The following is a 26,612-nucleotide window of genomic DNA, read 5'->3' as shown; positions in this document are numbered from 1 at the left end:
ACCGGGCTCGTCGGCTACTTCTGAGGCCGCAGCGTCGGGATCGCGCCCGTGTGCGCCGCATCGATGTTCTCGCGCCAGGACCGCGATTGTCCGGCGCGCAGGGCGCACAGCACCAGCATGAACCATCCCGCACCCACCAGGGTGAAGCTCTCGAACATCGAGTCGACCGCGAGCGTGACGATGATGATCGGGGTCCAGGCGTAGACCACCGAACGGCGCGTGCTCGCGACGAGCCAGGAGCGGATCAGGGCGACACCGCCCAGGAGAAGGAAGACCACCAGGCCGGCCGCACCGAGCTGCAGGAGCACATCGAAGAAGGCGTTCAGCGCACTCTGATGGCGGTCGTCGAGCTGGAAGTTGATGTAAGTGAACGGGTACTCGCCGCGGGCCCAGTCGCCGAACCAGCCCCAGCCCTGGATCGGCTTGACCGCGACGAAGTCGAGGATCGTGTTCCAGAGCGAGCCGCGCAGGGAGAAGTCGGACCCCGCGTCGAGCAGGGCGATGATCTGGTGGCGCAGTGCGAAGGCCGCGGCGAGAGCGAGCGCCACGACCGCGGCGAGCATCCACTGCACGATCGCTCGTCGCTCCGGTGGGGCGTGGCGGACGATCGTGAGCGCCACGGTGACGACGCCGACGGCGCAGGCGAGGACCAGGACCGTCGGCGAGGAGGAGAGCAACGCCAGGAACCCGGCCAGCCCGATCGAGACCACGGCGAGCGGTGCGTTCACCGACTGCGTGCGCCACTCGATGACGAACGTGATCAGCGCGATGACCGCGATGAAACCGAGCATGTTGCGGCTGCCGAACAGGCCCTGGATCGGGCCCCCCGCCGCGAGATCGCCCTGGATGCCGAGGAATGTGAACGGCAGGTCGAGCAGGACGCCGGAGAGGATCTCCACGGCGAGGGAGGCGGCCAGCAGCACGCGGAGAGTGTCTCCGATCGCCCGGACGGTCTGGAGGGTGTCGCGGACGTGTCCGATCGTGATGGCCAGGAACGCGTAGCCGAACAGCGACATCCAGCCGAAGAGCGTGTCGGATTTGTCGGTCGTCCAGAAGACGCTCACGAGTGCCCATGCGAGGAACGCCAGCAGAGAGGACGGCGCGATGCGCAGCAGCGAGAGCTCCTCCCGGCGTACCCAGAGGATCGACGCGCCCAGCACGCACAGCACGGCGATGATCGTCCCCAGTGTGACGGCCGATGTCATCTGCCGGATCGCGTACGACCCGAACACCGCCGTCAGCGCCGCGAGCGTGAACGCACGGGCCAGCTCCACCGATCCGAGCAGGCGGACGAACGGGCGCACCGGCGTCACGGCACCCGCCGCTGCCGAGCGCCGCGTTCGAACAGGAGGTCGCGTTCGCCGACCCCTACCAGCGGCACCGACTTGAGCTTGAATGACAGCAGCACCAGGAGCAGCCAGCCCCACAGCATGATCGGCGTCGACTCGGAGAAGCCCTGCACGAGCAGCACCACCGTGAACAGGTTGGGCAGGAGGGTGAGCGGGGAGAAGGGGCGCTCGCCGTCGAGGTCCCAGCGGGGTCGGTCGACGGCGAAGAACCAGGAGCGCCACAGCAGCGTGCCGTACGCGACGGCCATCAGGATGACACCGACGACGCCGAGCTGGAGGAGCACGTCCAGCCACATGTTGTGGGCATGGAAGACGGTGATGCCGTGGTCGGTGATCCACTCGTCGAAGGCCGGGTCTTCGGGGATCCAGGGACTCGAGAACCCGTTGCCGAAGACCGGGTGCTCGCCCGCGCGCTGCAGCACCTTCGTCCAGATCTTGTCGGAGCGGCCGGTGAGATCCGCACTCCGGCCGAGAAGACCCAGCAGCGGCTCCCGAAGCAGCCAGGCTCCCAGCCCTGCGATCGCCGTGCCGCCGATGGCGACCACGTAGATCCGGGTGCGGGCGCCGGGCGTGCGCGCACGCCGCATCGCCAGTGCGACGACGAGGACCAGCGCGACCGCGGCTGCGCACACCAGAGCGGTGGCTGATGCCGTGCGCAGGAGGAAGTAGGCCGCGAGCAGCATCCACAGGGCGAGGGTGGTGCGCCACCGGGCCCGCGCCGCGAACAGGACACCGAACGTGATGAGCGCGAAGAGCGAGATGATCGCCAGGAGGTTGGCGTTGCCCACGATGCCCTGGATCCGCCCGCCGTCGAACAGGTTGTCGCGCACCCAGTACCACTGCGGGTCGATCTTGCCGTCCGGCAGCGTGAGGAAGTTCGGAAGCAGCGGGCCGTGCAGCACCAGCGAGACCCAGAGCTCGATCGCCAGCGAGAGGCCCAGGATCCACTTGAACGCCGAGGACAGGGCCCGGACGATCTCATGCCAGGTGAGCACGTGAGCGAGGAAGAGCCCGTTCACGGTGACGGCCGCGAGCAGCACCCAGGTGATGATCGTCGGCCCGCGCCACTGCGACCAGGCGACGGAGACGAGGGCCAGGGTCGTGTATCCGAGCGCGGTCCAGGGCAGGCGGCGCCAGCGGAACGGCTGCGGACGGTTCCGGGCGAGCATCGGGACGCCGATGGCGAGGGTCGCGAGGGTGAAGACGGCGAGCGTGATCGCGGCGCCGTCCCGTCCGAGCAGGTTGTACACGGCCGAGTGGGCGAACGTGACGAAGAGGACGAGGATCGCATAGCCGCGCAGCAGCAGATGCCCCGTCGACTCGCGCTCCGGCGCGGTGGGTGGGGCAGACACCGGATGCTTCGTGTACTGGGCCATCGCGTTCAGGCTACCGCGCCGTGCTCCGAGCGTCGCTGAACGCCGCAGCGCGGCTCTACGCTGGTGGCATGCTGCTGAGCCTCACGAACACGCCCCGCGACTACGCCTGGGGATCGGACTCGCTTCTCGCCGACCTCGAAGGCCGCACGCCGACCGGCGCACCGGAGGCCGAGGTCTGGTTCGGAGACCACCCCGGCGACCCCGCCGATGTGGCCGACGGCGGCACGCTCGATCAGGTCACAGGGGGCACGCTCCCGTACCTGCTCAAGCTGCTCGCGGCGGGGCGCCCGCTCTCGATCCAGGTGCACCCGACGATCGAGCAGGCTCGCGACGGCTGGGCCAAGGAGAGCGCCCTCGCCTCGGACGACCCGCGGCGCAACTATCGGGACGACAACCACAAGCCGGAGCTCCTCGTCGCGCTCAGCGAGCGGTTCGAGTCGCTGAGCGGGCTGCGACCGGTCTCCGACACGCTCTCCCTGCTGGAGGCGCTCGACGACAGCGACGGCGTCCGGGAGCTGCGGGCACGCCTGAGCGCCGAGGGCGATGCGCTGCGCGACGTGATCGCGTGGGTGCTCGGCGGCGAGGCGCGCACCGAGGTGGAGGAGATCATCGCCGCGATCGTCGCGGCCTCGACGCGCGCCGACGCGGGGGACTGGGGCACCACGCTCCGCGCGATCGCGGGTGTGGCGCGGACCTATCCGGGCGACCCGGGCGTCGTCGTGGCGCTTCTGATGAACCACGTCGTGCTGAAGCGAGGGGAGGGAGTCTTCCTGCGCGCCGGTCTGCTGCACGCGTACCTCTCCGGCCTCGGCGTGGAGATCATGGCCGCGAGCGACAACGTTCTGCGCGGCGGCCTCACCCCCAAACGTATCGACGTCCCCGAACTCCTCTCGATCCTCGACACCACGCCCGGCGAGGTGCCCGTGCTGCGAGGGGAGGGTGAGGGGCCGATCACGTCCTATCCCGTTCCCGTGCCCGACTTCGCTCTCGAGCGGGTCGTCCTCGACGGCGCGCCGATCGGGCTCGAGATCTCGGGACCGACCATGGTGCTCGCGACCGCCGGCGAGGTCGCTGTGGCCTCGAACACGGGGAACGAGGTCGCGCTCCAGGTCGGCACCGTCGCGTTCGCCGATTCCGCGGAGGGGTCCCTCACCGTCTCCGGCGTCGGAGAGGTGTTCATCGCGGGCCCCGGGCGCTGACCCGCACGCCGACGCTCCGGATTCCGACACGCCGATGACGGCCCAAGAACCTTAAAGAGTTGCTTGAGGGTTTACCATCCGCGACTTGACCGGAGCGAATGACACGGGTGTAATTAGTCATGCGCACGGCCCGCCGGGGGGCGGAGACAGGGTTGGAGATCGAGATGACGGGTTACCGTTCAGACGTACCGGAGAACTGGTTCGTCGATCCGATCAACCTCGGCGTTCCCGGGGTGCGGCGCACCGACGCCGCCGACGACGACAACGCCCTCGCCTGGCAGAGCGATGCGCTCTGCTCGCAGACGGACCCCGAGGCGTTCTTCCCCGAGAAGGGCGGATCCACCCGAGACGCCAAGCGGATCTGCACATCGTGCGACGTCCGCGGCGAGTGCCTCGAATACGCTCTCAACAACGATGAGCGATTCGGCATCTGGGGTGGACTCTCCGAGCGCGAGCGCCGCAAGCTCAAGCGCCGCGCGAGCTGAATCGCCCGCTGCCGAACCGCGGACGATGAGGCCTCATGGCTTCGCGGGCGCGCCGCGTCGGGTACGCCGACGTCGACCGTCGCGCGCATAGGCTGACGACGTCATGCCAGCCCGAGTTCACGCCATCATCGTCGCGCGCACTGGATCCTCTTCCCGAGCGCAACTCCTCCGCACTCTCGAAGCCCTCCGCGCACAGACCACGCCCGCAACCGCTGTGACCCTCGTCGTCTGCGGCGATGCGTCGTCCGTGCGCGAGAGCGAGGCAGTGGCGAGCACCGTCGAGGGGATCATCGAGGCGCGCGCCACCACGTCCTTCGCGGAAGCCGTGGAACTGGCGCGACCGCGTGTCGCCGAAGGATCGGCGATCTGGCTGCTCGCGCAGGACACGGCGCCGCATCCGCGGGCGCTGGAGCGTCTGAGCGGCACACTGGAGCGCTCGCCCTCCGCGGCCATCATCGCTCCCAAACTCGTCGCCACGGACAACGACCGTGAGATCGTCTCCCTGGGCGTCAGCATGACCACGCTCGGGCGCTCGGTCGAACTCGCCGCAGGGGAACTCGACCAGGGACAGCACGACCGCTCCGACGATGCCCTCGGCGCTGATGTGCGAGGCCTCCTCATTCGGGGTGAGGTCCGCGACGCCCTGCGCCCGGATCCCGCACTCGCCGGTGCCGACGAAGGACTCGATCTCGGTGTGCGCGCCCGCCTGGGTGGAGGCCGCGTCGTGCTCGCACCGAGCGCGCGGATATCCGTCTCTCCCGGCGGGCCTGCCGCGCTGCCGTCCGGCCGATCGCGCCGGGCCTACGTCACCCGCCTCGCTCAACTGCACCGGCGCCTGGTCTACGCACCGGCGGCTGCCGTGCCGCTGCATTGGCTCAGCCTGCTTCCGCTCGCGCTATGGCGATCCGTCACCGACCTCGTCGGAAAGCGGCCGGAGGCCGTTCTGCCCGAATGGGGGGCCGCGCTCACGGCCATGTTCCGCTTCGGCGCGATCGCGCGCTCCCGTGCCAGGATCAAGGCCTTCCGCACGTCGACCTGGGCCAGCATCGCGCCGCTGCGCGTGACCTCGTCCGAGCTGCGACGGCGTCTGGACGACGGTCACGGCAGCGAGGGCGGTGCGGTCAGCGAACTGCGATTCTTCTCCGGAGGTGGAGCCTGGGCCGTGCTGGCGGCGCTCGTCGTCAGTATCGCGTCCTTCACGAGTCTGCTGGCTTGGCCGACGCTCGGGGGAGGGGGACTGCTCCCTCTCCGGCAGACCGTCGCCGCACTCTGGAGCGACGCGGCATGGGGAGTGCGCGACGTCGCCGTCGGCCTCGTCGGACCCGCCGATCCCTTCGCCGCCGTCGTGGCGGTGCTCGGCTCGCTCTGGCCTGCCGGTCCGTCCTTCGCCATGGTGCTGCTGTGGCTCCTCGCGCTTCCGCTCGCGGTCCTGGGCGGGTGGTTCGCCGCCACGCGCGTGACCGACCGCGAGGGGCTGCGGATCTTCGCCGGCGTCGCCTGGGCTCTCGCGCCTACCTTCCTCACCGCTCTGATCGACGGACGTCCGACCGCGGTGCTCGTCCACCTCCTGCTTCCCTGGCTCTTCCACAGCGCCGTCGTCGCGCACAGGTCGTGGGGCGCGGCCGGAAGCGCGTCACTCCTCCTCGCCGCCGTCATCGCCTGCGCGCCGTCGCTGGCCCCCGCCCTCGCCCTGCTCTGGATCATCGCGCTGGGCATCGTGTTGGGAACCGCGCAGTTCCGAGGTGCGGGACGACTGCTCTGGCTGCCGCTGCCGACCATCGCGCTCTTCGCGCCGCTCGCGATCTGGCAGCTCTCTCACGGCACGCCTCTGGCACTCCTGGGAGACCCGGGACTCATCTGGGCGGGGCCCCAGGCCGCAGCGGATGCCACCGGGCGTCTCGCACTCGCCGGAGGGTTCCCGACGGAGGCGCTGGCCGGCTGGATGGACGTGATCCCCGCACCCATCGCCGCCTGGGCACCGCTGCTGTGCGCTCCCCTCGCCGCGCTCGCGCTCGGCGCGGCGGTGGCTCCGCGGTGGCGAGCGGGCATCACGCTGCTCGTCGTCGCGCTCTCCGGGCTTGCGACGGCGTTCCTCGCGGTCGGCGTCACGGTGAGTTTCGCCCAGGGCACTCCGGTCGCGATCTGGCCGGGCACGGGCCTCAGCCTGGCCTGGATCGGTGTGGTCGGCGCGGCTGTCGTCACCTTGGATACCGCTCTCACCCTTCCCCGGCTGCGGATCCTCGCCGCCGTCGTCGCAGCATCCGCCCTGGCGGTCTGCGCGGTCCCTGCGCTCAGCGCACTCCACATGGACCGTTCGGCGCTCACGAACGGCCCCGATTCCACGCTGCCGGCGTACGTCGCGGCGCAGGCCGCGGGCGATCGGCCGATCGCGACCCTCGTGCTCACCCCTCAGAACGACGGCGGGCTCGCCGCAGAGGTGGCTTGGGGCGCGAGCGAGACGCTCGGTTCGCAGTCGACGATGCTCTCCACCGCCGTCGAGCCGCAGGGCGCCGACATCTCCGGCCTCGCTGTGGATCTCCTCTCGGCCCGTGACTTCGATGCTCCCGGGGAGCTGGCGCAGATGGGCATCAGCTATGTGCTGGTCGCCCAGGTTCCGGGCGAGGGCGACAAGGCGAGGACTCTGCGCACGGCCGCGGTCGCCTCGATCGACCAGCGCGCCGGACTCGTCCACGCGGGAACGACCGATCGTGGCGTGCTCTGGCGGCTCGAGGCCGAGGTGGCCGCGCAGTCGTCGATGACCTCGAGCCAGCAGGGCACCGCACGACTCGTGATCACCCTCCAGCTGCTGGCGGTCTTCGCCGCGCTCCTGCTGTCGATCCCGACCCGTGCGTCACGCCGTGCGGCGCGCGCGCAGTCCCGGATCGTCGGTCGCGTAGCCGACGAGCCGATTGTCCTGCCGCGGCACGCGGAGGACAGGGAGCTCCTCGACGACGTCCCGGTCGGGGCGATCGAGGATCCCCAGGATGAGCCCGCCCTGAACGACGAGGCGATGGCCCCGATCGCCGAGCCGGTGATCGATGACGCGCCGGCACCGAGTGTCGAAGCATCGACCGCCATCGATGAGCAGCACCCGAAGTCGACCGAGGAGGACCGATGAGCAGCGGGACCCGCGCATTCCGAGTCGCTGCGACGGGCGCTCGAGTCATCACCGGTGTCGCCGTCATCGCCGCCTGCGTGGTCGGGGTCGCGACAGCGGTGCACGCGCCATGGCCGGTCGTCGAACACGACCCCGCACAGGTCGAGGTCACGCCCGTTCCCGGCGACAGCACTCTCGTCTGCAACGGCGATCTCCGCGCTCTCGGACGCGACTCGTCGGCCCCGCTGGACATGCTCTCGGCAGCGTCGCCGACCCTGACGACCGGAGGCACGGGGGGAGACCCTGCGGCGGAGGGACTCGCGATGACGGACCTCCCGGACGCAGGGGGGCCGCAGGTGCTCACCGGCGCGGTCGACGGACGCTCGGTGCCCCTGATCGCCGGCGCGGAGTCCGTCACGATCGCCGCCGACGACCTCGCGGGGTACGCCGCGCTGCCCTGCGGGGTGCCGCGGTTGGAGTCCTGGCTGGTCGGGGGGAGCATCGACACCGGCACCGAGGACATCGTCACGCTCACGAACGCGGCCGACGTCCCGTCGACGGTGACACTCTCGGTGTACGGACCTGCCCGCAGCACCCGGACGGTCATCGTCCCCGCTCGGTCGCAGGCAGCTCTCCCGCTCACATCGTTCGCCACCGGCAACGACGTGCCGGTGGTCAAGGTGAGCGCGGTGGGCGCACCGGTGCGAGCCGCCCTCCAGTCCTCGCTCGTGCGCGTTCTCGATCCCGCAGGCATCGACCTCCAGGACTCGGTGGCGGGGCCGCAGCAGAAGCTCGTCTTCACGGGAGTGCAGGCCTTCGCGGCCAGCGGCGATGATGCGGAGATGGCCGTCCTGCGAGTGCTCTCACCGGGTGTCGCCGCGCGCGTCCAGGTGACGGTGCGCGCGGAGGGCGCGACGGGCGCCGCTGACGCGTTCACGGTCCCGGTCGAGGCCGATCTGCCCTCTCAGGTGTCGCTTTCCGGCCTCGAGCCGGGGCAGTACACCGTCGAGGTCGAATCCGACGTGCCGCTGGTCGCCGCGATCAGGCAGCAGGACGGATTCGGTCTCGACTCGGACTTCGCCTGGGTGATGCCCTCCCCGGAGCTCGACGTCGACGTGGTGTTCGCGGTTCCGGCCGGCCCCGACGCCCGACTGCAGCTGGCGAACACGTCCGACCGCGATGCGACGGTGACGCTGGAATCCCTCGACGGCGGCCAGCCGCAGGAGATCGTCATCCCGGCGGGACGCACCGGCGGACTCGAGGTGCCCGGGCGGACCACCTATCGGATGCAGACGACAGCCCCCGTGCATGCTGCGGTGACCCTCACGGGACCCGGGGCGATCGCGGTGCTGCCCGTTCAGGCGAGCGGTGCCGGAGAGAAGCCGATCACGGTCTATCCCTGACCGAGGAGAGAGTCTCCGCAGCGGGAATCTCAGTGGTCGTGGCCGAGATCCCACGGCTCGCGGCCGACGTACTCCGCCGCTGCCCGGAACACGGCGCTCTCGATCGCCATACGGCGGTGCGCCGCATCGTCGTGCCCCGGGGGGAGGAGCCGCTCGATGGGAAGACGGAACAGCACGATGCGCTTGTTCTTGCGGTCGAGGTACCAGCGCGGCACCTCTTCGGTCGCATCGAATCCCGGGATCGCGCCGATCTCGAACCTCACGTCCTGCAACTCCGGCCATGTGCCGCGGAGGAATTCGACCGCGGTGCCGACGGTGAGATCGAATCTGTCGAGGCGGCCGTCGAGCGGAGCCAGCGGTGGCCGCACGACCTCGCTGCGGCCGAGGCGGCCGTGGCGGCCGTGTCGCGCCCCGCGCCGAGGGGCTGCGGAGGTGTGAGTGGCACGGCGACGAGGCATGACGAAAGTCTAGGCGGTGCCCGGCGCGCCCGGCGCGGCATCCGCGGCCGCGACGGGGTGCGCCGTACGCTGGCGGAGATGGACGGACGACTGTGCTCGAAGGTCGGCTGCGCGCGAGAAGCCGTGGCCACCCTCACCTACGACTACGGCGACCAGATGGCGGCCCTCGGCCCGCTCGGTGCCGCGAATGATCCTCAGGCGCATGATCTGTGTTCTCCGCACGCGGACCGGCTCTCGGTTCCCGCCGGTTGGCTCGTCGTGCGTCACGAGGCTCTGCGCGCCTGAGGTCGTCGCCTCGACACGCGGACGCACCGGTCGGCCCGGATCCGAACTCTGGATACGCTGACCGCAGGCGTGCCAGGGCGGCGCTGCCGGAAAGGCACTCGTGATCGTCTGGCGTCGCTGGATCTTCCCCCTGCTTCTCGTCGTGATCTTCGGAGCGTGCGCAGCCGCTCTCGTCAAGATCGCCTTCTTCCCCGACCGCGCGGAGAGCGTCGTCAGCCCCGAGGCCTCTGTCACGGATCCGATCGTCGCAGTGGAGCGTGGGTCGGTGGTGAACGCCCTGAGCCTGAGCGGGAACGTCGCGCGTGACGACGCCTACGCCGTGCGTGGGGAGCTCAACGGCACGGTGCTCGCCGTGCACGTGGGGGAGGGCGCGGCGGTGGCTGCCGGCCAGAAGCTCTACACCGTGCGCCAGGACGACCCGCGCAAGGACATCGACGTGCTCGCGCCCGAGGCCGGCGACGTGTCGGAGCTCGCCATCGTCAAGGGACAGACCACCACGGTCGGGACCGAGACCTACAAGCTCACCCCGGCCCGATACCATCTGCTGGCCACCGTCGATCCCGTGCAGCTGTACCGCCTCGTCAACGCCCCGACCGAGGCGACCGTCACCATCACGGGCGGCCCGGCACCTTTCGCGTGCACCGGCGTCGGGGTGCAGGTGACGGCTGAGGGCACCGCGAGCGTGCGCTGCGCTGTACCCGCGGACCAGACGGTCTTCGCCGGGCTCCCCGCGAAGATGGATCTCGCACTCGGTCAGGTCGACGATGCGCTCGTGATCCCGGTGACGGCTGTCCAGGGCGGCGCGGGATCCGGCAAGGTGTGGGTCGACGCGGGCGACGGGTCCGACCCCGAGGAGCGTTCGGTGACGCTCGGCGTCAATGACGGCGTCATGGTCGAGGTGACGGAGGGGCTGGCCGAGGGAGACAGCATCCGCCAGTTCGTGCCCGGCTTCGTCGCTCCGGTCGAGGAGTTCTGCTACGAGGTCTCCCCGGGAGTGGAGCAGTGCGACAGCGGGATGAGCTGGTGAGTCTCGTCGCGCTCGACGACGTCTCCAAGAGCGTCCTGCTGGCCGATGACTCGCGCCTGGAGATCCTTCGTGGCATCACGCTCGAAGTGGCTGCAGGAGACCATGTCTCGATCGTGGGACGGTCGGGGTCGGGGAAGTCGACGCTGCTCAACATCCTGGGGATGCTGGATGCACCCACATCCGGATCGGTCGCGTTCGAGGGACGTGAGGTGCGCCGGATGCGCTCGGGACGGCTCGACCGTCTGCGCGGGGACAACGTCGGCTTCGTCTTCCAGCAGTTCAACCTGCTCCCCGGGCGCACCGCGATCGACAACGTGATGATGCCGCTCGGCCATGCCAAGGGACGCATGTTCTGGAATCGTCGTCAGATCGCCGCCGACATGCTCGAGCGGGTCGGCCTCGGGCATCGCATCGAGCAGATCGCCGACAGACTCTCCGGCGGTGAGCAGCAGCGCGTCGCCATCGCGCGGGCACTCGTTCGCAAGCCCGTGTTGATCCTCGCGGACGAGCCGACCGGCGCGCTCGACATCGACACGGGGGCATCCGTCATGTCCCTCCTCGACGAGGTGGCCACCGAGACGGACGCCGCGCTGGTCACGATCACCCACGACCTCCACGTCGCCGCGCGTGCGCGCCGGCACTACCGGCTCGACGCCGGGCGTCTGGAGACGGTCGACCTCAGCCGCGCTTTCGAGGCCTCGACCCTGGCGGCCTCGGTGCCGTCCGCGCCGCCGGAGTTCGTCGCATGACCGGCTTCCTCGGCGCTCTCTCCGACGCCTGGGCGGAGATCCGCGTGCACAAGCTGCGCGTCCTGCTCAGCCTGATCGGGATCGCCGTGTCGGTGGGGGCGCTCACCGCGGTCGTGGCGATCTCGGAATACCAGCGCCAATTCCAGGCCGAGCAGTCCGACCGATGGGGAGGGCGAGCGGCGACGGTCGTCGTCTCCGTCAGCAGCGATGACGGCACACCTGTCGACGCCGACGAGTTCGATGCGCGCTTCAGCCGTGTCTCCGAGCGCTTCGGGTTCAGCCACACGGCGCGTATCGCCCAGGGAGTGCTCCTCGACGTGCAGCTCCCCGACGGCATAACGCCGGTCGCCGCGCGTGTCATGGACCCCGCGTTCTCGCAGATCCACCGGGAGCGGCTTCTGGAGGGGCGCTGGTTCCTCGACTCCGACGTCGAGGCGATGGCGCCGCCCGTCGTGATCACGGAGCCGCTCTGGGAGCGTCTGGGACGAGTGCCGCTGACGCAGCACCCGACGGTCACGCTCAGTGGCCCGGCCGGCGGCACCTACCAGGTGGTCGGCATCACACCGCGCCAGGGCTTCGGCGACGAGGAGCTGCGCGTGGACCTGCTCTACGACGCGTACCGCGCGCGCGTGGATGCGCTGCCCGCCGACGCCTGGACGCAGTACGAGATCTGGATGGGAACGGGGCAGGTCGACCAGATCGCGCCGGTGCTCGCGATGGATCTCCGAGCGGGCCTGCCCGAGGGACAGACGGTCACGGTGAACCGCTCCGACTGGGCGGCGCAGCCGGTAGCTCTGGACGCTCAGGCCACCTTCGAGATGGTCACCGGGGGTATCGCAGCGCTGATCCTCGCTCTCGGTGCGCTCAGTCTGATCAACATCCAACTCGTGGCGATGCGCCAGCGCGTGCGAGAGATCGGGGTGCGGCGCGCCTTCGGAGCGAGCTCGGGGCGGGTGTTCTTCGCCGTCTTCCTGGAGAGCCTGGTCGCGACGACCGTGGCAGGCGTGATCGGGATCGCGATCGTCGTCGCCGTGCTGCGCTCGGAGTGGATCATCACGTCGATGTTCTACGGGATCCAGGACATCCCGCCCTTCCCCATGCGCGCAGCGCTCATCGGTCTCCTCGCCTCCGTCATCGTCGGGGCGGTGTCGGGATTCATCCCCGCCCTGGTCGCGCTGCGGGTGAAGGTGATCGATGCGATCCGTTTCTGACACACGCCTGATGTCGGCCACTTCATGATGGAAGAATGAGCGCATGACCGAGCTCGAGTACCGCGTCGCCGACCTGTCCCTCGCCGAAGCCGGCCGTCACCAGCTGCGACTCGCCGAAAACGAGATGCCGGGTCTCATGGCGCTTCGTGAGGAGTTCGGCGCCGCGCAACCCCTGAAGGGTGCCCGGATCGCGGGCTCGCTGCACATGACAGTGCAGACCGCCGTCCTCATCGAGACGCTCGTGGCGCTCGGCGCCCAGGTGCGGTGGGCGAGCTGCAACATCTTCTCCACCCAGGACGAGGCAGCGGCTGCGGTCGTGGTCGGCCCCGGTGGCACCGTCGACGCGCCGGCAGGCGTTCCCGTGTTCGCATGGAAGGGAGAGACGCTCGACGAGTACTGGGCCTGCACCGATCGCATCTTCGACTGGTCCTCTGCAGGTTTCGACGGACCCAACCTGATCCTCGACGACGGCGGAGATGCGACCCTGCTCGTGCACAAGGGCGTCGAGTTCGAGAAGGCCGGTGCCGTTCCCGAGCCGACCGAGACCGACTCCCACGAGTACACGATCATCCTCGACCTGCTGCGCGTCTCGCTCGCGGTCGCACCCGATCGCTGGACCAGGCTCGCCGCGGGCCTCATCGGCGTCACCGAGGAGACCACGACCGGTGTGCACCGGCTGTACGAGCTCGCGGCCGCGGGGGAGCTGCTCTTCCCCGCCATCAACGTGAACGACTCGGTCACCAAGAGCAAGTTCGATAACAAGTACGGCATCCGGCACTCGCTTCCCGACGGTCTCAACCGTGCGACGGACGTGCTCATGGGCGGCAAGGTCGCCTTCGTCTGCGGCTACGGAGACGTCGGCAAGGGGGCTGCTGAGGCTCTGCGCGGTCAGGGTGCGCGCGTGATCGTGAGCGAGGTGGATCCGATCTGCGCGCTGCAGGCCGCCATGGACGGCTTCCAGGTCGCGCGTCTGCTCGACGTGGCCGGCGAGGTCGACATCTTGGTGACCGGCACCGGCAACCGCGACGTGGTCACGACCGAGCATTTGCAGGCGCTGAAGCACCTCGCGATTGTGGCGAACGTCGGTCACTTCGACAACGAGATCGACATGGCAGGGCTCGAAGCGCTCGACGGCGTGGAGAAGGTCGAGATCAAGCCGCAGGTGCACGAGTGGCGCATGCCGAACGGTCGTAGCGTCCTGGTTCTCAGCGAAGGACGCCTGATGAACCTCGGCAACGCCACGGGGCACCCGTCGTTCGTGATGAGCGCGTCGTTCACCAACCAGGTGCTCGCACAGCTCGAGCTCTACACGAACATCGCTGCCTATCCGACCGGCGTCTACGTGCTTCCCAAGGCGCTCGACGAGAAGGTGGCCCGCCTGCACCTCGACGCTCTCGGTGTGCAGCTGACCACGCTCACCGACGAGCAGGCCGCCTACATCGGGGTACCCGTGGAGGGGCCGTACAAGCTCGAGCACTATCGGTACTGAGCACGCCCACTGCGGAACGGTGCTGACAGGAGGCGCCGAGTACCGGCTCAGACGCCGACGCGTCTACCGGTGAGCCGCTCGGCGCGCCGATCGGAGTTCTGCAGTGCTCTGCGCTCGCGCTCACGGCGCAGCACGGTGATCCCGATCAGGATCTGCTCCGGCGGTGCGGAGGGCATCGGGGAGACGAAAGGGCTCGCCTCGGTGAGCAGATCGAGGGCGACCCGCTCCCGCGCGGCCGGGATCATGCGGGGAGCGCTCTGCAGGAACTGGGAGATCCGGCGGGCGAGCCGGTCGGAGAGACGCGCGACGTCGGCGATCTGGGCCCAACCGGCCAAGGCCGGAGGGAGCACCGGGACGTGCGAGACGAGTGCCGGTGTGCGCACGCGCTGGCTGTAGGTTCCGGCGACCAGGTCGCCCAAGCGCTGCGACCGCGCGTTGAACGCGCCGGTGAGCACGGCGACGCCGCCGAAGGTCATGTAGATCTCGAGCACACCCAGAAGGGCTCGGATGAAGGCGTGACGGAACCCGGCGGCACCACCGTCCACGCGTACGATCCTGCCGCCGACCGCCAGCTTGCCGAGACTGCGCCCCTTCAAGGCGACCTCCATCGTGATGGGCAGGACGACGAAGCTCACGACGAACGCCGAGACCAGGGCGATGCGGTCGGTGGTCTCATCCAGCACGCCGACATCCAGCAGCCAGATGCGCAGGAAGATCCACAGGATGAACACGGCGTATCCGAGGAGCATGTCGATCGCGGCGCCGAGTGCCCGCAGGAGGAACCCCACGGGCTGCACATCGATCGCGACGGCTTCGCCGGAGAGCACCTCGTCGGAGACGTCGATCGGGACGGACATGAGTACAGTAAATCAGGTGGATGCCGATGCGCTGACCGATGCACGCCGCGCCGAGTGGGAGCGACTGGACGAACTCAGTCGCGCCCGACTCGACGGCGACGGGGTGGACGAGCTCATCGTGCGATACCGCGCCGCCTCCGCCGATCTGGCCGAGCTGAAGACATCCGTCGGCGACTCGCCCCAGGGCGCGTATCTGTCCACCATCCTCGTTCGCGCCCGGCTGCGCCTCACCGGCGCGTCCGACAGCATCCTCACGCAGACGGGACGATTCTTCCGCCTGCAGCTTCCGGCTGCGCTGTACCGCCTGCGCTGGACGACGCTGGTGATCGCGATCTCGTTCATCGCGGTCGCCGTCGGTACCGCAGCCTGGATCGCGAGCGATCCGGCGCTGGTGGCGACCCTGGGCTCCCCGGCGGCCCTCGAGCAGTACGCGGACGAGAGCTTCACGGGCTACTACACCGAGAACCCGGCCGCTGCCTTCATGGGGATGGTCTGGACGAACAACGCCTGGATCGCCATGCAGTGCGTGCTCTTCGGCGTCACCGGGATCTGGCCGGTCTACGTGCTCGTGCAGAACGCGATGGGACTCGGCACCACCGGGGCCGTGATGGCCGTCCACGACAAGGCCGACCTCATGGTCCTGTACATCCTCCCGCACGGAATGCTCGAGATGACGTGCATCTTCGTGGCCGCTGCCGCCGGCTTGCATGTGTTCTGGGCCTGGGTCGCACCGGGCCACCGCACGCGAGGGGAAGCGCTCGCCGAGGAGGGGCGCGCGCTGGCGACCGTCGCGATGGGGCTGGTGTTCGCCCTCTTCCTCGCCGGTCTCGTCGAGGGCTTCGTGACCGGCTGGGCACTGCCGTGGCCGGTGAAGATCGGCATCGGCGCCGCCGCGCTCGCCGTGTTCCTCATCTACATGCTGGTGATCGGCGGGAGGGCGCATCGCCAGGGCGAGACCGGCGATCTCGTCGAATACGAAGCGGGCACCCCGCGCCTGGTCGTCGGCTGACTTCCGGCACCGGGTGAGGCCGACCCGGGGCTCGGTCTCGATCGGTTCGGCGTCAGAGACGACCCGCCGCCTTCAGCTCGAGGTAGCGATCGGCGATCCTCGGGGGAAGCTCCTCCGGGTCGGCGGCGATCGCCTCCCCGCCGGCTCTGCGGATCGCGTCCGCGACGTTCTCCGCGTCGCGGAGGGAGCGTTCGGCGGCCGCTGCCAGGTACACCTCTTCCCGGGAGTCGCGACGGCGCGCGAGCGCAGAGATCCCGTCGTCGGTCACGGATCCGACGAGCACGGTCGTCGCACGAGACGCGTTCGGGAAGGCTCCGAGGAATCCACGGGCCGACTCGGCGGCATCCTGCGCCGTCAGTGCCACGATCAGCGAGGGACGCGTGGTGAGCGTGCGCACGGCGGCGAAAGCTCCATGCCAGTCCGTATCGACCAGTCGAGCGTGCACGGGAGCCATGGCGTCGGTCAGCGCCGGGAGGAGAGCAGCGCCATCGACCCCCGTGACTCGACCGCGCACCACCCTGTCGTACATGAGCAGGTGCACGTGGTCGCCCGCGCGCGAAGCGAGCGCGGCCAGCAGCAGGGCCGCCTCGAGTGAGGCGTCCACGCGCGTGCCGTCGCCGACACGCGCCGCCGCGGTGCGCCCCGTATCGATGATGATCACCACATGGCGGTCGCGTTCCGGTCGCCAGGTGCGCAGCATGGTCGTTCCCGCCCTGGCGGTCGCCCGCCAGTCGATCGAGCGCACGTCGTCGCCGCGGACATACTCGCGCAGCGAATCGAACTCGGTGCCCTGGCCGCGCACCTGGATGCTGGTGTTGCCATCCAGTTCACGCAGCCGCGCGAGGCGGGACGGAAGGTGCTTGCGCGAGGAGAACGCGGGGAGCACGCGGATCGAACCACGAACCGAATGACGCGCCTGCCGGCCCGCGATGCCGAGAGGGCCGCGAGATCGGATCATCACGAACTCGCTGACCAGCTCACCGCGGCGGCGCGGAAGCAGCGGGATCGCGACACGGCCGCGTTCGCCCGGGGGCAGGAGCAGACGCTGTCGCTCCGTCGGCGCGCCCGCCGTCGGCTGCCAGGCGTCACGGATCACCGCGTTCAGCACCTTCGTGCCGTGGTTGTGCACGGCCACGCTGACGGGGACGGGCTCTCCGATGCGCACGCGTCGGGGGAGTCTGCGGCTCACCGTGACCGAGCGAGGACTCGCGGCGAGGGCGACGTCGGTGGCGACGAGCAGCAGGCACAGACCGATCCAGGCACCGAGAACCGCGTACGCCGGGTAGCCCGCGAGCCCGGCGATGACGAGCGGGATGAGGCCCACGGCGAGGGCGACGGCGAGGCGGCCGGTGACGAACACCTAGATCGGCACCCTGGTCTGCTGCACCACGGAGGTGAGCACCGCATCGGCGGACACGCCCTCCATCTGGGCATCGGGTCGCAGCTGGAGGCGGTGACGCCACACCGGAACCAGCATCGTCTGCACGTGGTCGGGGGTGACCGCGGAAGAGGCGTTCAGCCAGGCCCACGCCTTCGCCGCGGCGAGCAGACCGGTCGAGGCGCGCGGGCTGGCTCCCAGCTCGACCGACGGCGACTGGCGGGTCGCACGAGCGAGGTCGACGACGTATCCGAGCACGTCGTCGGTGACCTCGACCGCTGCGGCCGCCTGCTGTGCCGCCCTGATCTCGTCGGCGGTGACGACGGCCTCGACGCCGGTGAGCTCGCGAGGGGAGAAGCCCTCGGCATGTCGGCGCAGCACCGACACCTCCGCGTCTCGCTCCGGCATGCCGACGACGAGCTTCATCAGGAAGCGGTCCAGTTGCGCCTCGGGCAGCGAATAAGTGCCTTCGTGCTCGATGGGGTTCTGCGTCGCGGCGACGAGGAACGGGTCGGGCAGGGGACGGCTGACGCCGTCCGCCGACACCTGGCGCTCCTCCATGGCCTCCAGGAGTGCGGCCTGGGTCTTCGGCGGCGTGCGGTTGATCTCGTCGGCGAGCAGGATGTTCGTGAACACCGGACCCGCGCGGAAATCGAACTCGCCGGTGCGTGCGTCGTACACGAGTGACCCGGTGACGTCGCCGGGCATCAGGTCGGGGGTGAACTGGACGCGCTTGGTGTCGAGCCCGAGTGCCCTGGCGAACGAGCGGACGACCAGGGTCTTCGCGACACCGGGGACTCCCTCCAGGAGCACGTGGCCCCTGGCGAGGAGGGAAACGAGCAGTCCGGTGACGGTGCCAGCCTGGCCCACCACCGCCTTGTCGACCTCGGTGCGCACCCGGTGCATGGCCTGACGCAGCGCGGCGTCGTCGATGGGATGGTTCTCAACGGTCACGTGTTTCCCTCTGATTCTCGGGGATGGGTGGTCGGATCTGATCGGTCGGCCTGGGTGCTGTCGTCCACGGCGGTCTCGAGCTGGTCGAGGCGTCTGGCGAGGTCGACCAGGCCTGCGTCGTCGTCGGGGAGCGGCCCGGCCAGCAGGGTCTGCAGTGTGCCGCGCGGGATGCGCAGTCGGTCAGAGGCCGCATCAGCGACCTCGTCGGCGCCGGCGTGGTCGGTGAGTCCTAGTCGTCGGGCGAGCCGGCGCTGCGTCCCCTCGCGGAGAGCCTGCGCGGCGTGCGCCGCATCCGCAGCTCTCGCCGTGAGACGTGCACGTCCGTGCATGGTCTCGGATGCGCGCACGGTGACCGGAAGCGTCTCGGCGACGAGGGGGCCGAACCGCTGGCCGCGCCAGAGGGCAGCGGCTATCCCTGCGGCGATCAGCAGCAGGATCGCAGGAGTGACCCAGGTCGGTGTGAGGCTTCCGAGCGTGTCGATCGGCTCGGCTTCGATATCGGAGTCCGCGAAGCTCGGGACGTACCAGACGATGCGGTCGGTCTGGCCCAGCAGGGCGAGGCCGAGGGCGGCGTTGCCGTTCTCGGCGAGAGTCGCGTTGCTGAAGAGCCTCGTGCCCTCCACGACGACACGTTGCGGACGGGCGCGGCGGTCCACGAGCACGGCCGCACCGTCGGCGTCTCCGAAGCAGGCCTGCACACCGTCCGCGGGAGTGAACAGGCGGTCGGCGCGGATCGTCCCCACCTCGGCGAACTCGGCGACGTCGCAGTCCGCCGTCGCTGCCGACAGTGTTCCCGTGGCGTTGTCGCCGATGCCGAGCTCGTTCAGCAGGTGTGTGCTGGTGGAGAGGAAAACGACGCGCTCCGCGGGCTCGGTGAGCGTCTGCAGGGCCTCGTCGGTGAGCGTGTACGGGTTGGACATCACGAGCGTCGTGCTCTCGTCGATCGCCGCGCGCGCCTGGGATCGAGAGCGGTGCACCTCGATGTCGACCCCCTGGTCGCGCAGGATCTCGGCGAGCGCGAGCGCGCCGGCGTCATCACGTGCCTCCGGATCGAGCGCTCCTCGTGCTCCGGGTGCGGTCGCGGCGACACGAAGACCGACCAGCGCGACGATCAGCACGAGGGCGGCGACGATCGTCCACCCGATGATCGTCTTCGCCCGACTCGGGCGGTGCTCCGCGGTGGAGGGATCACCCGGGGACGATGCGGCAGTGGGGGAGACGGTGGGCTCGTGATCGATCACACTCATGCCGGCACTCCTTCGGGGCGGCGCGCGCGGATCCGGTCATCGGTGTCGACGAGGTCGCGATACGTCTCCGGCGTCGCGGAGTGCCCGAGGTAGCGGACGTCGTCGAACGAGACGGCCGCTCGACGCATCGCGCCGGCCTCGTCGGCGAACACCGTGCTCGCCTCGCGGGCGATCGACTGGGCCGTCGCGCCGGGGGCCGGATCGATCAGGTCGCGCTCGCGCAGGCTGCGCGCGATGGCCCGGTAGCGGAGGATGGTCGCTGCATCCCAGTCGCGCTCGCGCGCGGCCCGGTCGGCGTCCGACCTCAACTGTGCGGCGCTGCGATCGTCGGCTGCTCCGAGGAGGTCGCCGGTCGGGCGCCTGACCGCGCGGGAGCTGCGCGGTCTTCCCCAGATGATGAGAGCGGCGATCAGTGCGGCCGCGATGATGACGGTGACGATGATGAGCGCGGACGGCCCCACGTTCGCGCCGTTGCCCGAGCTGAAGAGGTCAGCCAGGAAGCGGCCGATGTCACGGGCGAGGAGATCGAACCACGTGGGCTTCGCGTCGGCGTAGCGGGGATTCGAGAGCTCCTCCTCCGCCCAGCGTCGTGCGTCGTCCCCATCGGGGACGAAGAGGTCGTCGAACCGTCGGATCATGCGGCGCCGTCGGCCCCTGGCGCTGTCCAACCGCCGTCAGTGGGAGCGTTTCCGGCGGCAGGGCTGCTGGGCGTCGGGGACGCGCTGGTCCGGACGGGAGGAACGGGAGGCGCAGGAGGCGGCGGTGCGGGGAAGGCGACGGAGGGCGCCGAGGCCGCTGCTCCGTTCTGCGTCTGCGCAGGAGGCTGTGCAGGCGAGCCCGGTGCGTACGGGTACGGCGTCCCCGCGTACGGCTGTGCTGGAGAGTACTGCGGAGCGAACGACGGCGCAGCCCCCGGTTGCGTGACCGGTTGCTGTGCGCCGTACTGCGCGTACGCATACCCCTGCGACATCATGACGTGCTCCGGCACCTGGCGGGGCGGCGGTGCCGAGGTGACAGCGCGCGTCGGGTCGACGCGGAAGGGATCGTCCTGCTGCTCATCGGTCCAGCCGAGGTCGCGGCGCTCGACGTACGCGATCAGGGTCTGATCCAGCCCTTCGTAGCGCATCCGGCAGTCGAGGTAGACGAGTGCGGAACCGGTGCTCTGCACCACGAGCGTGATCGCCTGGATGACCAGGAGCAGGATCTGCGGGGCGATGAGCGTCACGATGAAGGCGATGACAGCGCTGGGGTCCTCGGCGCCCGTGGGTGCGACCACGGAACCGAGAAGGGAACCGAGCAGTGTGACGGGCACGCTGACGACCTGCGCCGCGATGCCCATGATCGCGCTGATGAGGAAGGTCACCCCGAACGCGACCCAGAAGCGCCCGCGGGTGAGTCGCCAGGATCGCACGAAGGCGTCACGGAAACGCGCACGCTCGAGGACCAGGATCGAGGGCACCAGCAGCAGCTTCGTGGTGAGCCACACCGCGAGCGGGATGCAGGCGAGGACGATGACGATCACCACGAGGACGACGACGCCGACCATCTCGACGCTGCCGCCAAGACCCCCGGCGATGAAGGCGGCGATGATCACCGCGGCGATGATGAAGATGCCGAACACGGCAGCCACCGAGAGGGAGGCGAACCCGGCGAGTCGCCAGAACGCGGGGGCCATCCGGCGCCAGAGCATGCGCAGCGTCGCCTTCACCCCGATCGCGGCGTACCCGATCTCCGCGGCGACGACGCCCTGCATCATCGCCGTGAAGGCGATCGAGGCCAGTCCGACGGCGAGTCCGGCGATCAGGTTCACCGCGATGGTGCCGGCCATCACCGCTTCGAAATCCGGAGAGGAAGGCGAGACCGTCTCCAGGCGGCTGAAGGTCGTGAAGAGGACGACGCCCATGACCACGGCGGTGACGACGACCACGACGAGCTGGATCACGACGGCGAAGCCGAAGAGCACCTTGGGGTTGTGCCGCAGCGCCGCGAAGGCCTTGCCCAGCAGCATCCCGAACGACAGTGGATGAAGGGGAATGATGCCCTTCTTCGGGGCAGGCGTCCACGTCTGGCCGGTCACAGGCACTCCCTCTCCATCGCGCGCTCCCATCGTGTCATATCCGATGCGTGGCGCGCAGACCTGGGGTCGGCGGGACTCGGTGCCATAAGGTAACTCTTATGACCTCACGTATTCTCGTGGTCGACGACGACACCGCGCTCGCCGAGATGATCGGGATCGTGCTCCGCACCGAAGGCTTCGAGCCGGTGTTCTGCGCGGACGGTGCGCGCGCCGTCGACGAGTGGCGCACGCAGCGGCCCGACCTGGTGCTGCTCGATCTCATGCTCCCCGGTATGGACGGAATCGAGATCTGCACCCGCATCCGTGCCGAGTCCGGCGTGCCGATCATCATGCTCACCGCACGCAGCGACACCGCCGATGTGGTCCGCGGACTCGAGGTCGGCGCAGACGACTACATGGTCAAGCCCTTCAACCCGAAGGAACTGGTGGCGCGCATCCGCACGCGGCTCCGGCCCACGCCGCAGGCCACGAGCGAGCAGCTCCGGGTCGGGGATCTCACCGTCGACGTCGACGCGCACGAGGTCCGTCGCGGCACCGCCCCGATCGCTCTCACGCCGCTGGAGTTCCAGCTTCTCGTCGCGCTCGCCTCGAAGCCTCAGCAGGTGTTCTCCCGGGAGATGCTGCTCGAGCAGGTCTGGGGCTATCACTACAAGGCCGACACCCGGCTGGTGAACGTGCACGTGCAGCGTCTGCGCGCGAAGGTCGAGCTCGACCCCGACAACCCGAAGATCGTCATGACGGTGCGCGGCGTGGGCTACCGCGCCGGGAGCGTCGGCTAGGAGCACGATGGCCGCGACGACAGCGACCACCACGACGGTCGCTGTCCTGCGCGACTGGCGAGGCTGGCCGACGATGCTCGCCATCCTCTGGCGACGCTCGCTCCGCTTCCGCACGCTCTCGATAACTCTGCTCGCCACCTCCCTGGCGATCTTCATCACGTGCGTGACGATGGCCCTGGTCATCCAGAACGATCTGTTCATCTCGCGCAAGGACGTCGCTCTCGAAGACTCCCGCCGCGCGGTCGATCAGGCGCAGGGGATCCTGGATGTGGCCGAGGTGGGAGACGACTCCGCTGCACTCACGGAACTCTGGAACAGCGTCCAGTCGAATCTCACGCGCACATCGAGCACGGATCAGCTCGCCGGGTTCAAGATCGACAACGCGAAGGGCGTCCGCCTGAACGGCTTCGAGGCGGGGTTGAGTCGGAGCCTGCTGAGCCCCGAGCTCCAGGCCCGCGTCGTGGAGTTCGACGATCGCCAGGCCTGGCAGTCCGTGGCGCTGCCCGTCGCGGACGGGGGAGAGGTCCCCGGCATCATCGTGGGCCAGCAGCTCCAGGTGCCCGAGGCGGGAGCGTTCGCGATCTACTTCGCCTACGACCTGGGCGATGCCGATCAGACCCTCGTCTTCGTGCAGCGCACGCTCTGGATCGCCGGGATCGGTCTGGTCGCGATCGTCGCCGCGATCTCGTGGATCGTCCTTCGCGCGGTCTCCACCCCGATCGTGCAGGCCGCAGAGACCAGCGCACGGCTCGCGGCAGGCGACCTCGGGGTGCGCCTCGAGGTGCACGGAGAGGACGAGTTGGCCACGCTCGGACGCTCGTTCAACGCGATGGCGGACAGCATCGAGTCGCAGATCAAGGAACTCGGCGAGCTGTCGATGGTGCAGCAGCGCTTCGTGTCGGATGTCTCGCACGAGTTGCGGACACCGCTGACCACGATCCGCCTCGCCGCGGACATGCTCAACGACCAGCGCGAGGAGTTCGACCCCACCACCGCGCGGACGGCGGAGCTGCTGCACGCCCAGGTGCAGCGGTTCGAGACGCTGCTGTCGGATCTGCTGGAGATCAGCCGCTATGACGCGGGATCGGTGCAGCTCGAACTCGAGGCGACGAGCCTCACCCACCTGGCCGAGGACATCATCGAGCAGATGCGCCCGCTCGCGGAGGGCCATGGCACCGAGCTGCGGCTCGTGGCGCCTGGCGGCTACTCACCCGTCGACATGGATCCGCGGCGCGTGCGCCGGGTGCTGCGCAATCTGATCGGCAACGCGATCGAGCACGGCGAGGGACGTCCCGTCGTCGTCACGGTCGACAGCAACCAGCACGCCGTGGCGGCGGGGGTGCGAGATTTCGGCCTCGGGATGCAGCCCGCCGACGCGGAGCGGGTCTTCGACCGCTTCTGGCGCGCCGACCCCTCGCGTCAGCGCACGATCGGCGGCACGGGACTCGGGCTCTCCATCGCCCTGGGGGATGCGAGTCTGCACGGCGGCACGCTCGAGGTCTGGTCGGAGCTCGGTGTGGGAACGAACTTCGTGCTCACGATCCCCCGGCACGACGGGATCCTGGACGGTCCGAGCCCGATCTCCATCGAGCCGCAGGAGCCGTTCGCGGAGATCGGCGACGCGACGCAGCCGATCTCGTTGACGGACGCGCCCGCCGGTCTGTTCGACGAGGAGGACCGGTCATGACCCGGCGACGAGGGACACGGAGGATGCTGGCCATCGCGCTGGCACTCACCGCGCTTGTGCTTCCTGCGTGCGCGGGACTGCCCACCAGCGGTGATGTCGCCGTCGGCCTGAAGCTCGGGGAGTCCCCGCAGGACGTCGACATCCTGCCGGTCGCCTCCGGCCCCATCACGGGTGCCGGGCCCGAGGAGATCGTCGAGGGCTTCCTCGAGGCCGGGATCACGACGACCGAGAACTGGGACACCGCACGCGACTTCCTCTCGCCCTCGCTGCAGCGGAGCTGGAGTCCCTCGGCAGGGGTGTCGATCGACGTCGGCACGGATACCAGGACCATCACCTCCTCGGTCCCCGACGACGAGGTGGAGGGTGCAGACACCGCTGAGGTCCAGGTCACGCTCGACCTGGTCGCGAGCGTCGACGACTCCGGCGGCTACTCCGAGGCCCTCGGGTCATCCAACGTGGCGTTCACGCTGCAGCGGATGGAGAGCGGCGAATGGCGCATCACGCAGGCGCCGGACGGTGTCGTGATCGACGAGACGCGCTTCACCAAGGTCTTCGAAGGGTATCCGCTGCAGTACTTCGACCTCGGCTGGTCGAGACTGGTGCCTGACATGCGCTGGTTCCCGCGGCGGCAGAGTCCCGCGACGACCGTCACGCGGGCCCTCATCGGCGGCGAGCCCAGCGGATGGCTGGACCCGGCGGTGCAGAACGCCTTCCCCGCCGACGTGCAGCTGGCACAGGACGCGGTGCCCATCGTCGGGCAGGTGGCCGATGTCGCGCTCACGCGCCCCGCTTCGGGCCTCGATGCGGCCACTCTCGCCCGCATGCGCACCCAGCTGCAGGCGACCCTTCGCGGCGCCGGCGTCGCGGTCACCCAGGTGCGGTTCACCGTCGACGGGCGCGACCTCGGTGCCGGCGTGGCGGACGTGGTGGAGCCGTCGGCCGAGGTCGGCACACTCGTGCTGCAGAACGGCGCCTTCGGGCGGATCGTCGGCGATGAGATCTCGCCCCTCACCGGTATCAGCTCGGAGATCACCGCCATCACGCAACCCATCGTCTCGATCGATGTGGCCGCGGATGACTCCCGCGCCGCCACGCAGCTCGGTGACCAGCACGTCTATCTGATCGGCGAGGGAAGCCTCGACGAGCTCGATTCCCGTCCAGGGCTCATCAGACCCTCGCTCGACTCCTACGGGTACACCTGGTCCGTCCCCGCGGGAGCGCCCACGGCCTTGCAGGCGTCGGGGAGCGATGCCGTGGCGCATCAAGTCGCGACGGCGTGGCCGAGCGCCTCGGCGATCTCTCATCTGAGGGTCGCACCGGACGGCGCCAGGGTGGCTGCCGTGGTGACCGTCGGCAAGCAGATGTGGGTCGTGGTCGCAGCCGTGGTTCGCGACTCGGCGGGCATCCCGATCGAGCTCGGCGAGGTCAAGCAGTTGACCCAGTTGTTCGAGCCGGCGACGGGGCTGTCCTGGCTGGGTGCAGACCGTGTGGGAGTCCTCGTCGATCCGAACAGCCCGCGTCTTCTCACTCAGATGGTGGGAGGGCCCGGTTCGGCAGAGGCCGCCCCGAGCAATGCGATCTCGATCGCCGGCGCTCGCACCGCTTCCGGCGTGCGGATCCTCGGAGCGAACGGCGAGCTGTTCGCCCACGCGGGGTCGGCATGGCGCGAGGTCGCGTCCGGCGTCTCCGTGCTCGCCACTCGCGTCGGCGAGTGACATTCCCTGCACCGACGGCGGTCGTCACACGATCGTGCGCAGAACGGAGCGCGGTGGCGGAACCGGGCGGATCCACGGCCGCATACTCCTCGCATGTGGACGAAGCCCCAGCTGCTCGGCGTCGGCGCGGAGATCGCCGCGTTCCTCCTCGCAGCGTCGTGTGCCGGCTGTGATGAGCCGGGAACACTCCTGTGCCCGCAATGCCGAGAGGCGCTCGCACCGACCCCGCAGATCGCGGTGACGCCTCGAGGGATGCAGGTCACGGCCGCCCTTCGGTTCGAGGGTGTCGCGGCCCGGTGCATCCGTCGCCTCAAGGGTGAGGGCGAGACGCTCCTCGCCCGTCCGCTCGGCGCGGCCCTGGCGACGGTGCTCGCGCCTTCGGTGGGCGCGGCGACGTGGGTCGTGCCGGTGCCGACGACCAGGAGCGCGTTCCGTCGGCGCGGCTATCGCGTCCCCGACCTCCTGATCCGTCGAGCGCAGTCCGAGCCGCAGCGGCTGCTCTCCCTCGCGAGCCGCACGGTCGACCAACGTGATCTCGGTGTGCGGGCACGAGAGGCGAACGTACGCGGAGCCTTGCGTGCGCGTCGGAGGGGGGAGGGCGCCGAAGCGGTGATCGTCGACGACGTCGTCACCACCGGGGCGACGCTGGATGAAGCGTCGCGAGCCCTGAGATCAGCCGGATTCCGTGTGGTGGCGGCGGTCGCGCTCGCCGCCACGCCGCGTCGCAGCGGATTCGGATGAACCTCATCGGGGATGCACCGGCGACACAGGGGAACCAGGC

23 protein-coding genes are annotated in these 26,612 nt (G+C 69.8%); 14 read left to right on the top strand and 9 right to left on the bottom strand.

Annotated elements, in window-relative coordinates:
- Positions 1-14 precede the first annotated feature (14 nt).
- Both ACP699_RS04940 and ACP699_RS04935 read right to left on the bottom strand, forming a co-directional pair.
- Complete coding sequence (locus ACP699_RS04940; protein WP_426169658.1) at positions 15-1,313, bottom strand: O-antigen ligase family protein; 1,299 nt, start codon at positions 1,311-1,313, stop codon at positions 15-17.
- Positions 1,310-2,725 (bottom strand): O-antigen ligase family protein, encoded by a 1,416-nt coding sequence (locus ACP699_RS04935; RefSeq protein WP_288968151.1) that lies wholly within the window; start codon positions 2,723-2,725, stop codon positions 1,310-1,312. Before ACP699_RS04935 ends, ACP699_RS04940 begins: the two co-directional genes overlap by 4 nt.
- A gap of 68 nt (positions 2,726-2,793) precedes the next feature.
- Between ACP699_RS04935 and manA the strand changes: the two genes are divergently transcribed.
- The 4 genes from manA (at position 2,794) to ACP699_RS04915 (ending at position 8,909) form a co-directional block, all read left to right on the top strand.
- Positions 2,794-3,924: a mannose-6-phosphate isomerase, class I gene (gene manA, locus ACP699_RS04930; RefSeq protein ID WP_426169654.1), complete on the top strand. Its 1,131-nt coding sequence runs from the start codon at positions 2,794-2,796 to the stop codon at positions 3,922-3,924.
- A gap of 164 nt (positions 3,925-4,088) precedes the next feature.
- Complete coding sequence (locus ACP699_RS04925) at positions 4,089-4,409, top strand: WhiB family transcriptional regulator (RefSeq protein ID WP_081603945.1); 321 nt, start codon at positions 4,089-4,091, stop codon at positions 4,407-4,409.
- Between the two features lie 103 nt (positions 4,410-4,512).
- Positions 4,513-7,527, top strand: a complete 3,015-nt coding sequence (locus ACP699_RS04920) for a glycosyltransferase (RefSeq protein WP_426169650.1) — start codon at positions 4,513-4,515, stop codon at positions 7,525-7,527.
- Positions 7,524-8,909 carry a DUF5719 family protein gene (locus ACP699_RS04915; RefSeq protein WP_426169647.1) on the top strand — a complete coding sequence of 462 codons (1,386 nt, stop codon included), beginning with the start codon at positions 7,524-7,526 and terminating at the stop codon, positions 8,907-8,909. The genes ACP699_RS04920 and ACP699_RS04915 overlap by 4 nt, the downstream gene beginning before the upstream one ends.
- A gap of 29 nt (positions 8,910-8,938) precedes the next feature.
- Here the strand turns inward: ACP699_RS04915 and ACP699_RS04910 are convergent, their stop codons facing one another.
- Complete coding sequence (locus ACP699_RS04910) at positions 8,939-9,367, bottom strand: hypothetical protein (RefSeq protein ID WP_229778928.1); 429 nt, start codon at positions 9,365-9,367, stop codon at positions 8,939-8,941.
- 78 nt (positions 9,368-9,445) lie between these two features.
- Here ACP699_RS04910 and ACP699_RS04905 point away from each other — a divergent pair, with 78 nt between their 5' ends.
- The 5 genes from ACP699_RS04905 (at position 9,446) to ahcY (ending at position 14,128) form a co-directional block, all read left to right on the top strand.
- The gene (locus ACP699_RS04905; protein WP_021199833.1) at positions 9,446-9,652 is read left to right on the top strand and encodes a DUF3499 family protein; all 207 of its coding nucleotides are present in this window, start codon (positions 9,446-9,448) and stop codon (positions 9,650-9,652) included.
- 100 nt (positions 9,653-9,752) lie between these two features.
- Entirely contained in the window at positions 9,753-10,679 is a 927-nt protein-coding gene (locus ACP699_RS04900) for an efflux RND transporter periplasmic adaptor subunit (RefSeq protein ID WP_127482574.1), read from the top strand.
- Positions 10,676-11,428, top strand: a complete 753-nt coding sequence (locus tag ACP699_RS04895; RefSeq protein ID WP_082524237.1) for an ABC transporter ATP-binding protein — start codon at positions 10,676-10,678, stop codon at positions 11,426-11,428. The genes ACP699_RS04900 and ACP699_RS04895 overlap by 4 nt, the downstream gene beginning before the upstream one ends.
- Complete coding sequence (locus ACP699_RS04890) at positions 11,425-12,639, top strand: ABC transporter permease (protein ID WP_426169641.1); 1,215 nt, start codon at positions 11,425-11,427, stop codon at positions 12,637-12,639. The genes ACP699_RS04895 and ACP699_RS04890 overlap by 4 nt, the downstream gene beginning before the upstream one ends.
- Before the next feature lie 43 nt (positions 12,640-12,682).
- Positions 12,683-14,128 carry an adenosylhomocysteinase gene (ahcY, locus tag ACP699_RS04885; protein WP_426169638.1) on the top strand — a complete coding sequence of 482 codons (1,446 nt, stop codon included), beginning with the start codon at positions 12,683-12,685 and terminating at the stop codon, positions 14,126-14,128.
- Positions 14,129-14,175: 47 nt separating this feature from the next.
- Here the strand turns inward: ahcY and ACP699_RS04880 are convergent, their stop codons facing one another.
- A complete protein-coding gene (locus ACP699_RS04880) occupies positions 14,176-14,985 on the bottom strand; it encodes an RDD family protein (RefSeq protein WP_426169635.1) in 810 nt (269 codons plus the stop codon).
- Between the two features lie 16 nt (positions 14,986-15,001).
- Between ACP699_RS04880 and ACP699_RS04875 the strand changes: the two genes are divergently transcribed.
- On the top strand, positions 15,002-15,994 hold the full coding sequence (locus tag ACP699_RS04875) for a stage II sporulation protein M (RefSeq protein ID WP_055869090.1): 993 nt from the start codon (positions 15,002-15,004) through the stop codon (positions 15,992-15,994).
- A 52-nt stretch (positions 15,995-16,046) separates the two neighbouring features.
- Here ACP699_RS04875 and ACP699_RS04870 read toward each other — a convergent pair whose 3' ends face one another.
- From ACP699_RS04870 to ACP699_RS04850, 5 genes are read right to left on the bottom strand one after another with little or no spacing between them, the layout of a single operon-like run.
- A complete protein-coding gene (locus tag ACP699_RS04870) occupies positions 16,047-17,354 on the bottom strand; it encodes a DUF58 domain-containing protein (protein WP_288968138.1) in 1,308 nt (435 codons plus the stop codon).
- Positions 17,355-18,278, bottom strand: coding sequence for an AAA family ATPase (locus tag ACP699_RS04865; RefSeq protein WP_208323723.1), 924 nt, complete (start codon positions 18,276-18,278; stop codon positions 17,355-17,357). It abuts the gene before it with no gap.
- A 44-nt stretch (positions 18,279-18,322) separates the two neighbouring features.
- Positions 18,323-19,573 carry a DUF4350 domain-containing protein gene (locus ACP699_RS04860; protein ID WP_426169632.1) on the bottom strand — a complete coding sequence of 417 codons (1,251 nt, stop codon included), beginning with the start codon at positions 19,571-19,573 and terminating at the stop codon, positions 18,323-18,325.
- A complete protein-coding gene (locus ACP699_RS04855) occupies positions 19,570-20,211 on the bottom strand; it encodes a DUF4129 domain-containing protein (RefSeq protein WP_055869087.1) in 642 nt (213 codons plus the stop codon). Before ACP699_RS04855 ends, ACP699_RS04860 begins: the two co-directional genes overlap by 4 nt.
- Positions 20,208-21,650, bottom strand: coding sequence for a glycerophosphoryl diester phosphodiesterase membrane domain-containing protein (locus tag ACP699_RS04850; protein ID WP_426169629.1), 1,443 nt, complete (start codon positions 21,648-21,650; stop codon positions 20,208-20,210). The genes ACP699_RS04855 and ACP699_RS04850 overlap by 4 nt, the downstream gene beginning before the upstream one ends.
- A gap of 98 nt (positions 21,651-21,748) precedes the next feature.
- Between ACP699_RS04850 and mtrA the strand changes: the two genes are divergently transcribed.
- From mtrA to ACP699_RS04830, 4 genes are all read left to right on the top strand, one after another.
- Positions 21,749-22,429, top strand: coding sequence for an MtrAB system response regulator MtrA (gene mtrA / locus ACP699_RS04845; RefSeq protein ID WP_017831103.1), 681 nt, complete (start codon positions 21,749-21,751; stop codon positions 22,427-22,429).
- A 7-nt stretch (positions 22,430-22,436) separates the two neighbouring features.
- Entirely contained in the window at positions 22,437-24,116 is a 1,680-nt protein-coding gene (mtrB, locus tag ACP699_RS04840; RefSeq protein ID WP_055869085.1) for an MtrAB system histidine kinase MtrB, read from the top strand.
- Positions 24,113-25,831, top strand: coding sequence for an LpqB family beta-propeller domain-containing protein (locus ACP699_RS04835; protein ID WP_229778893.1), 1,719 nt, complete (start codon positions 24,113-24,115; stop codon positions 25,829-25,831). The genes mtrB and ACP699_RS04835 overlap by 4 nt, the downstream gene beginning before the upstream one ends.
- Before the next feature lie 93 nt (positions 25,832-25,924).
- Positions 25,925-26,572, top strand: coding sequence for a ComF family protein (locus ACP699_RS04830; protein WP_151486160.1), 648 nt, complete (start codon positions 25,925-25,927; stop codon positions 26,570-26,572).
- Positions 26,573-26,612: the final 40 nt, after the last annotated feature.

The organism is Microbacterium sp. DWRC1-3, assembly GCF_049896645.1.
GTDB lineage: Bacteria > Actinomycetota > Actinomycetes > Actinomycetales > Microbacteriaceae > Microbacterium > Microbacterium maritypicum.
The sequence above is the reverse complement of the archived record's forward strand: the minus strand, read 5'-3'. Positions and strand labels throughout refer to the sequence as shown.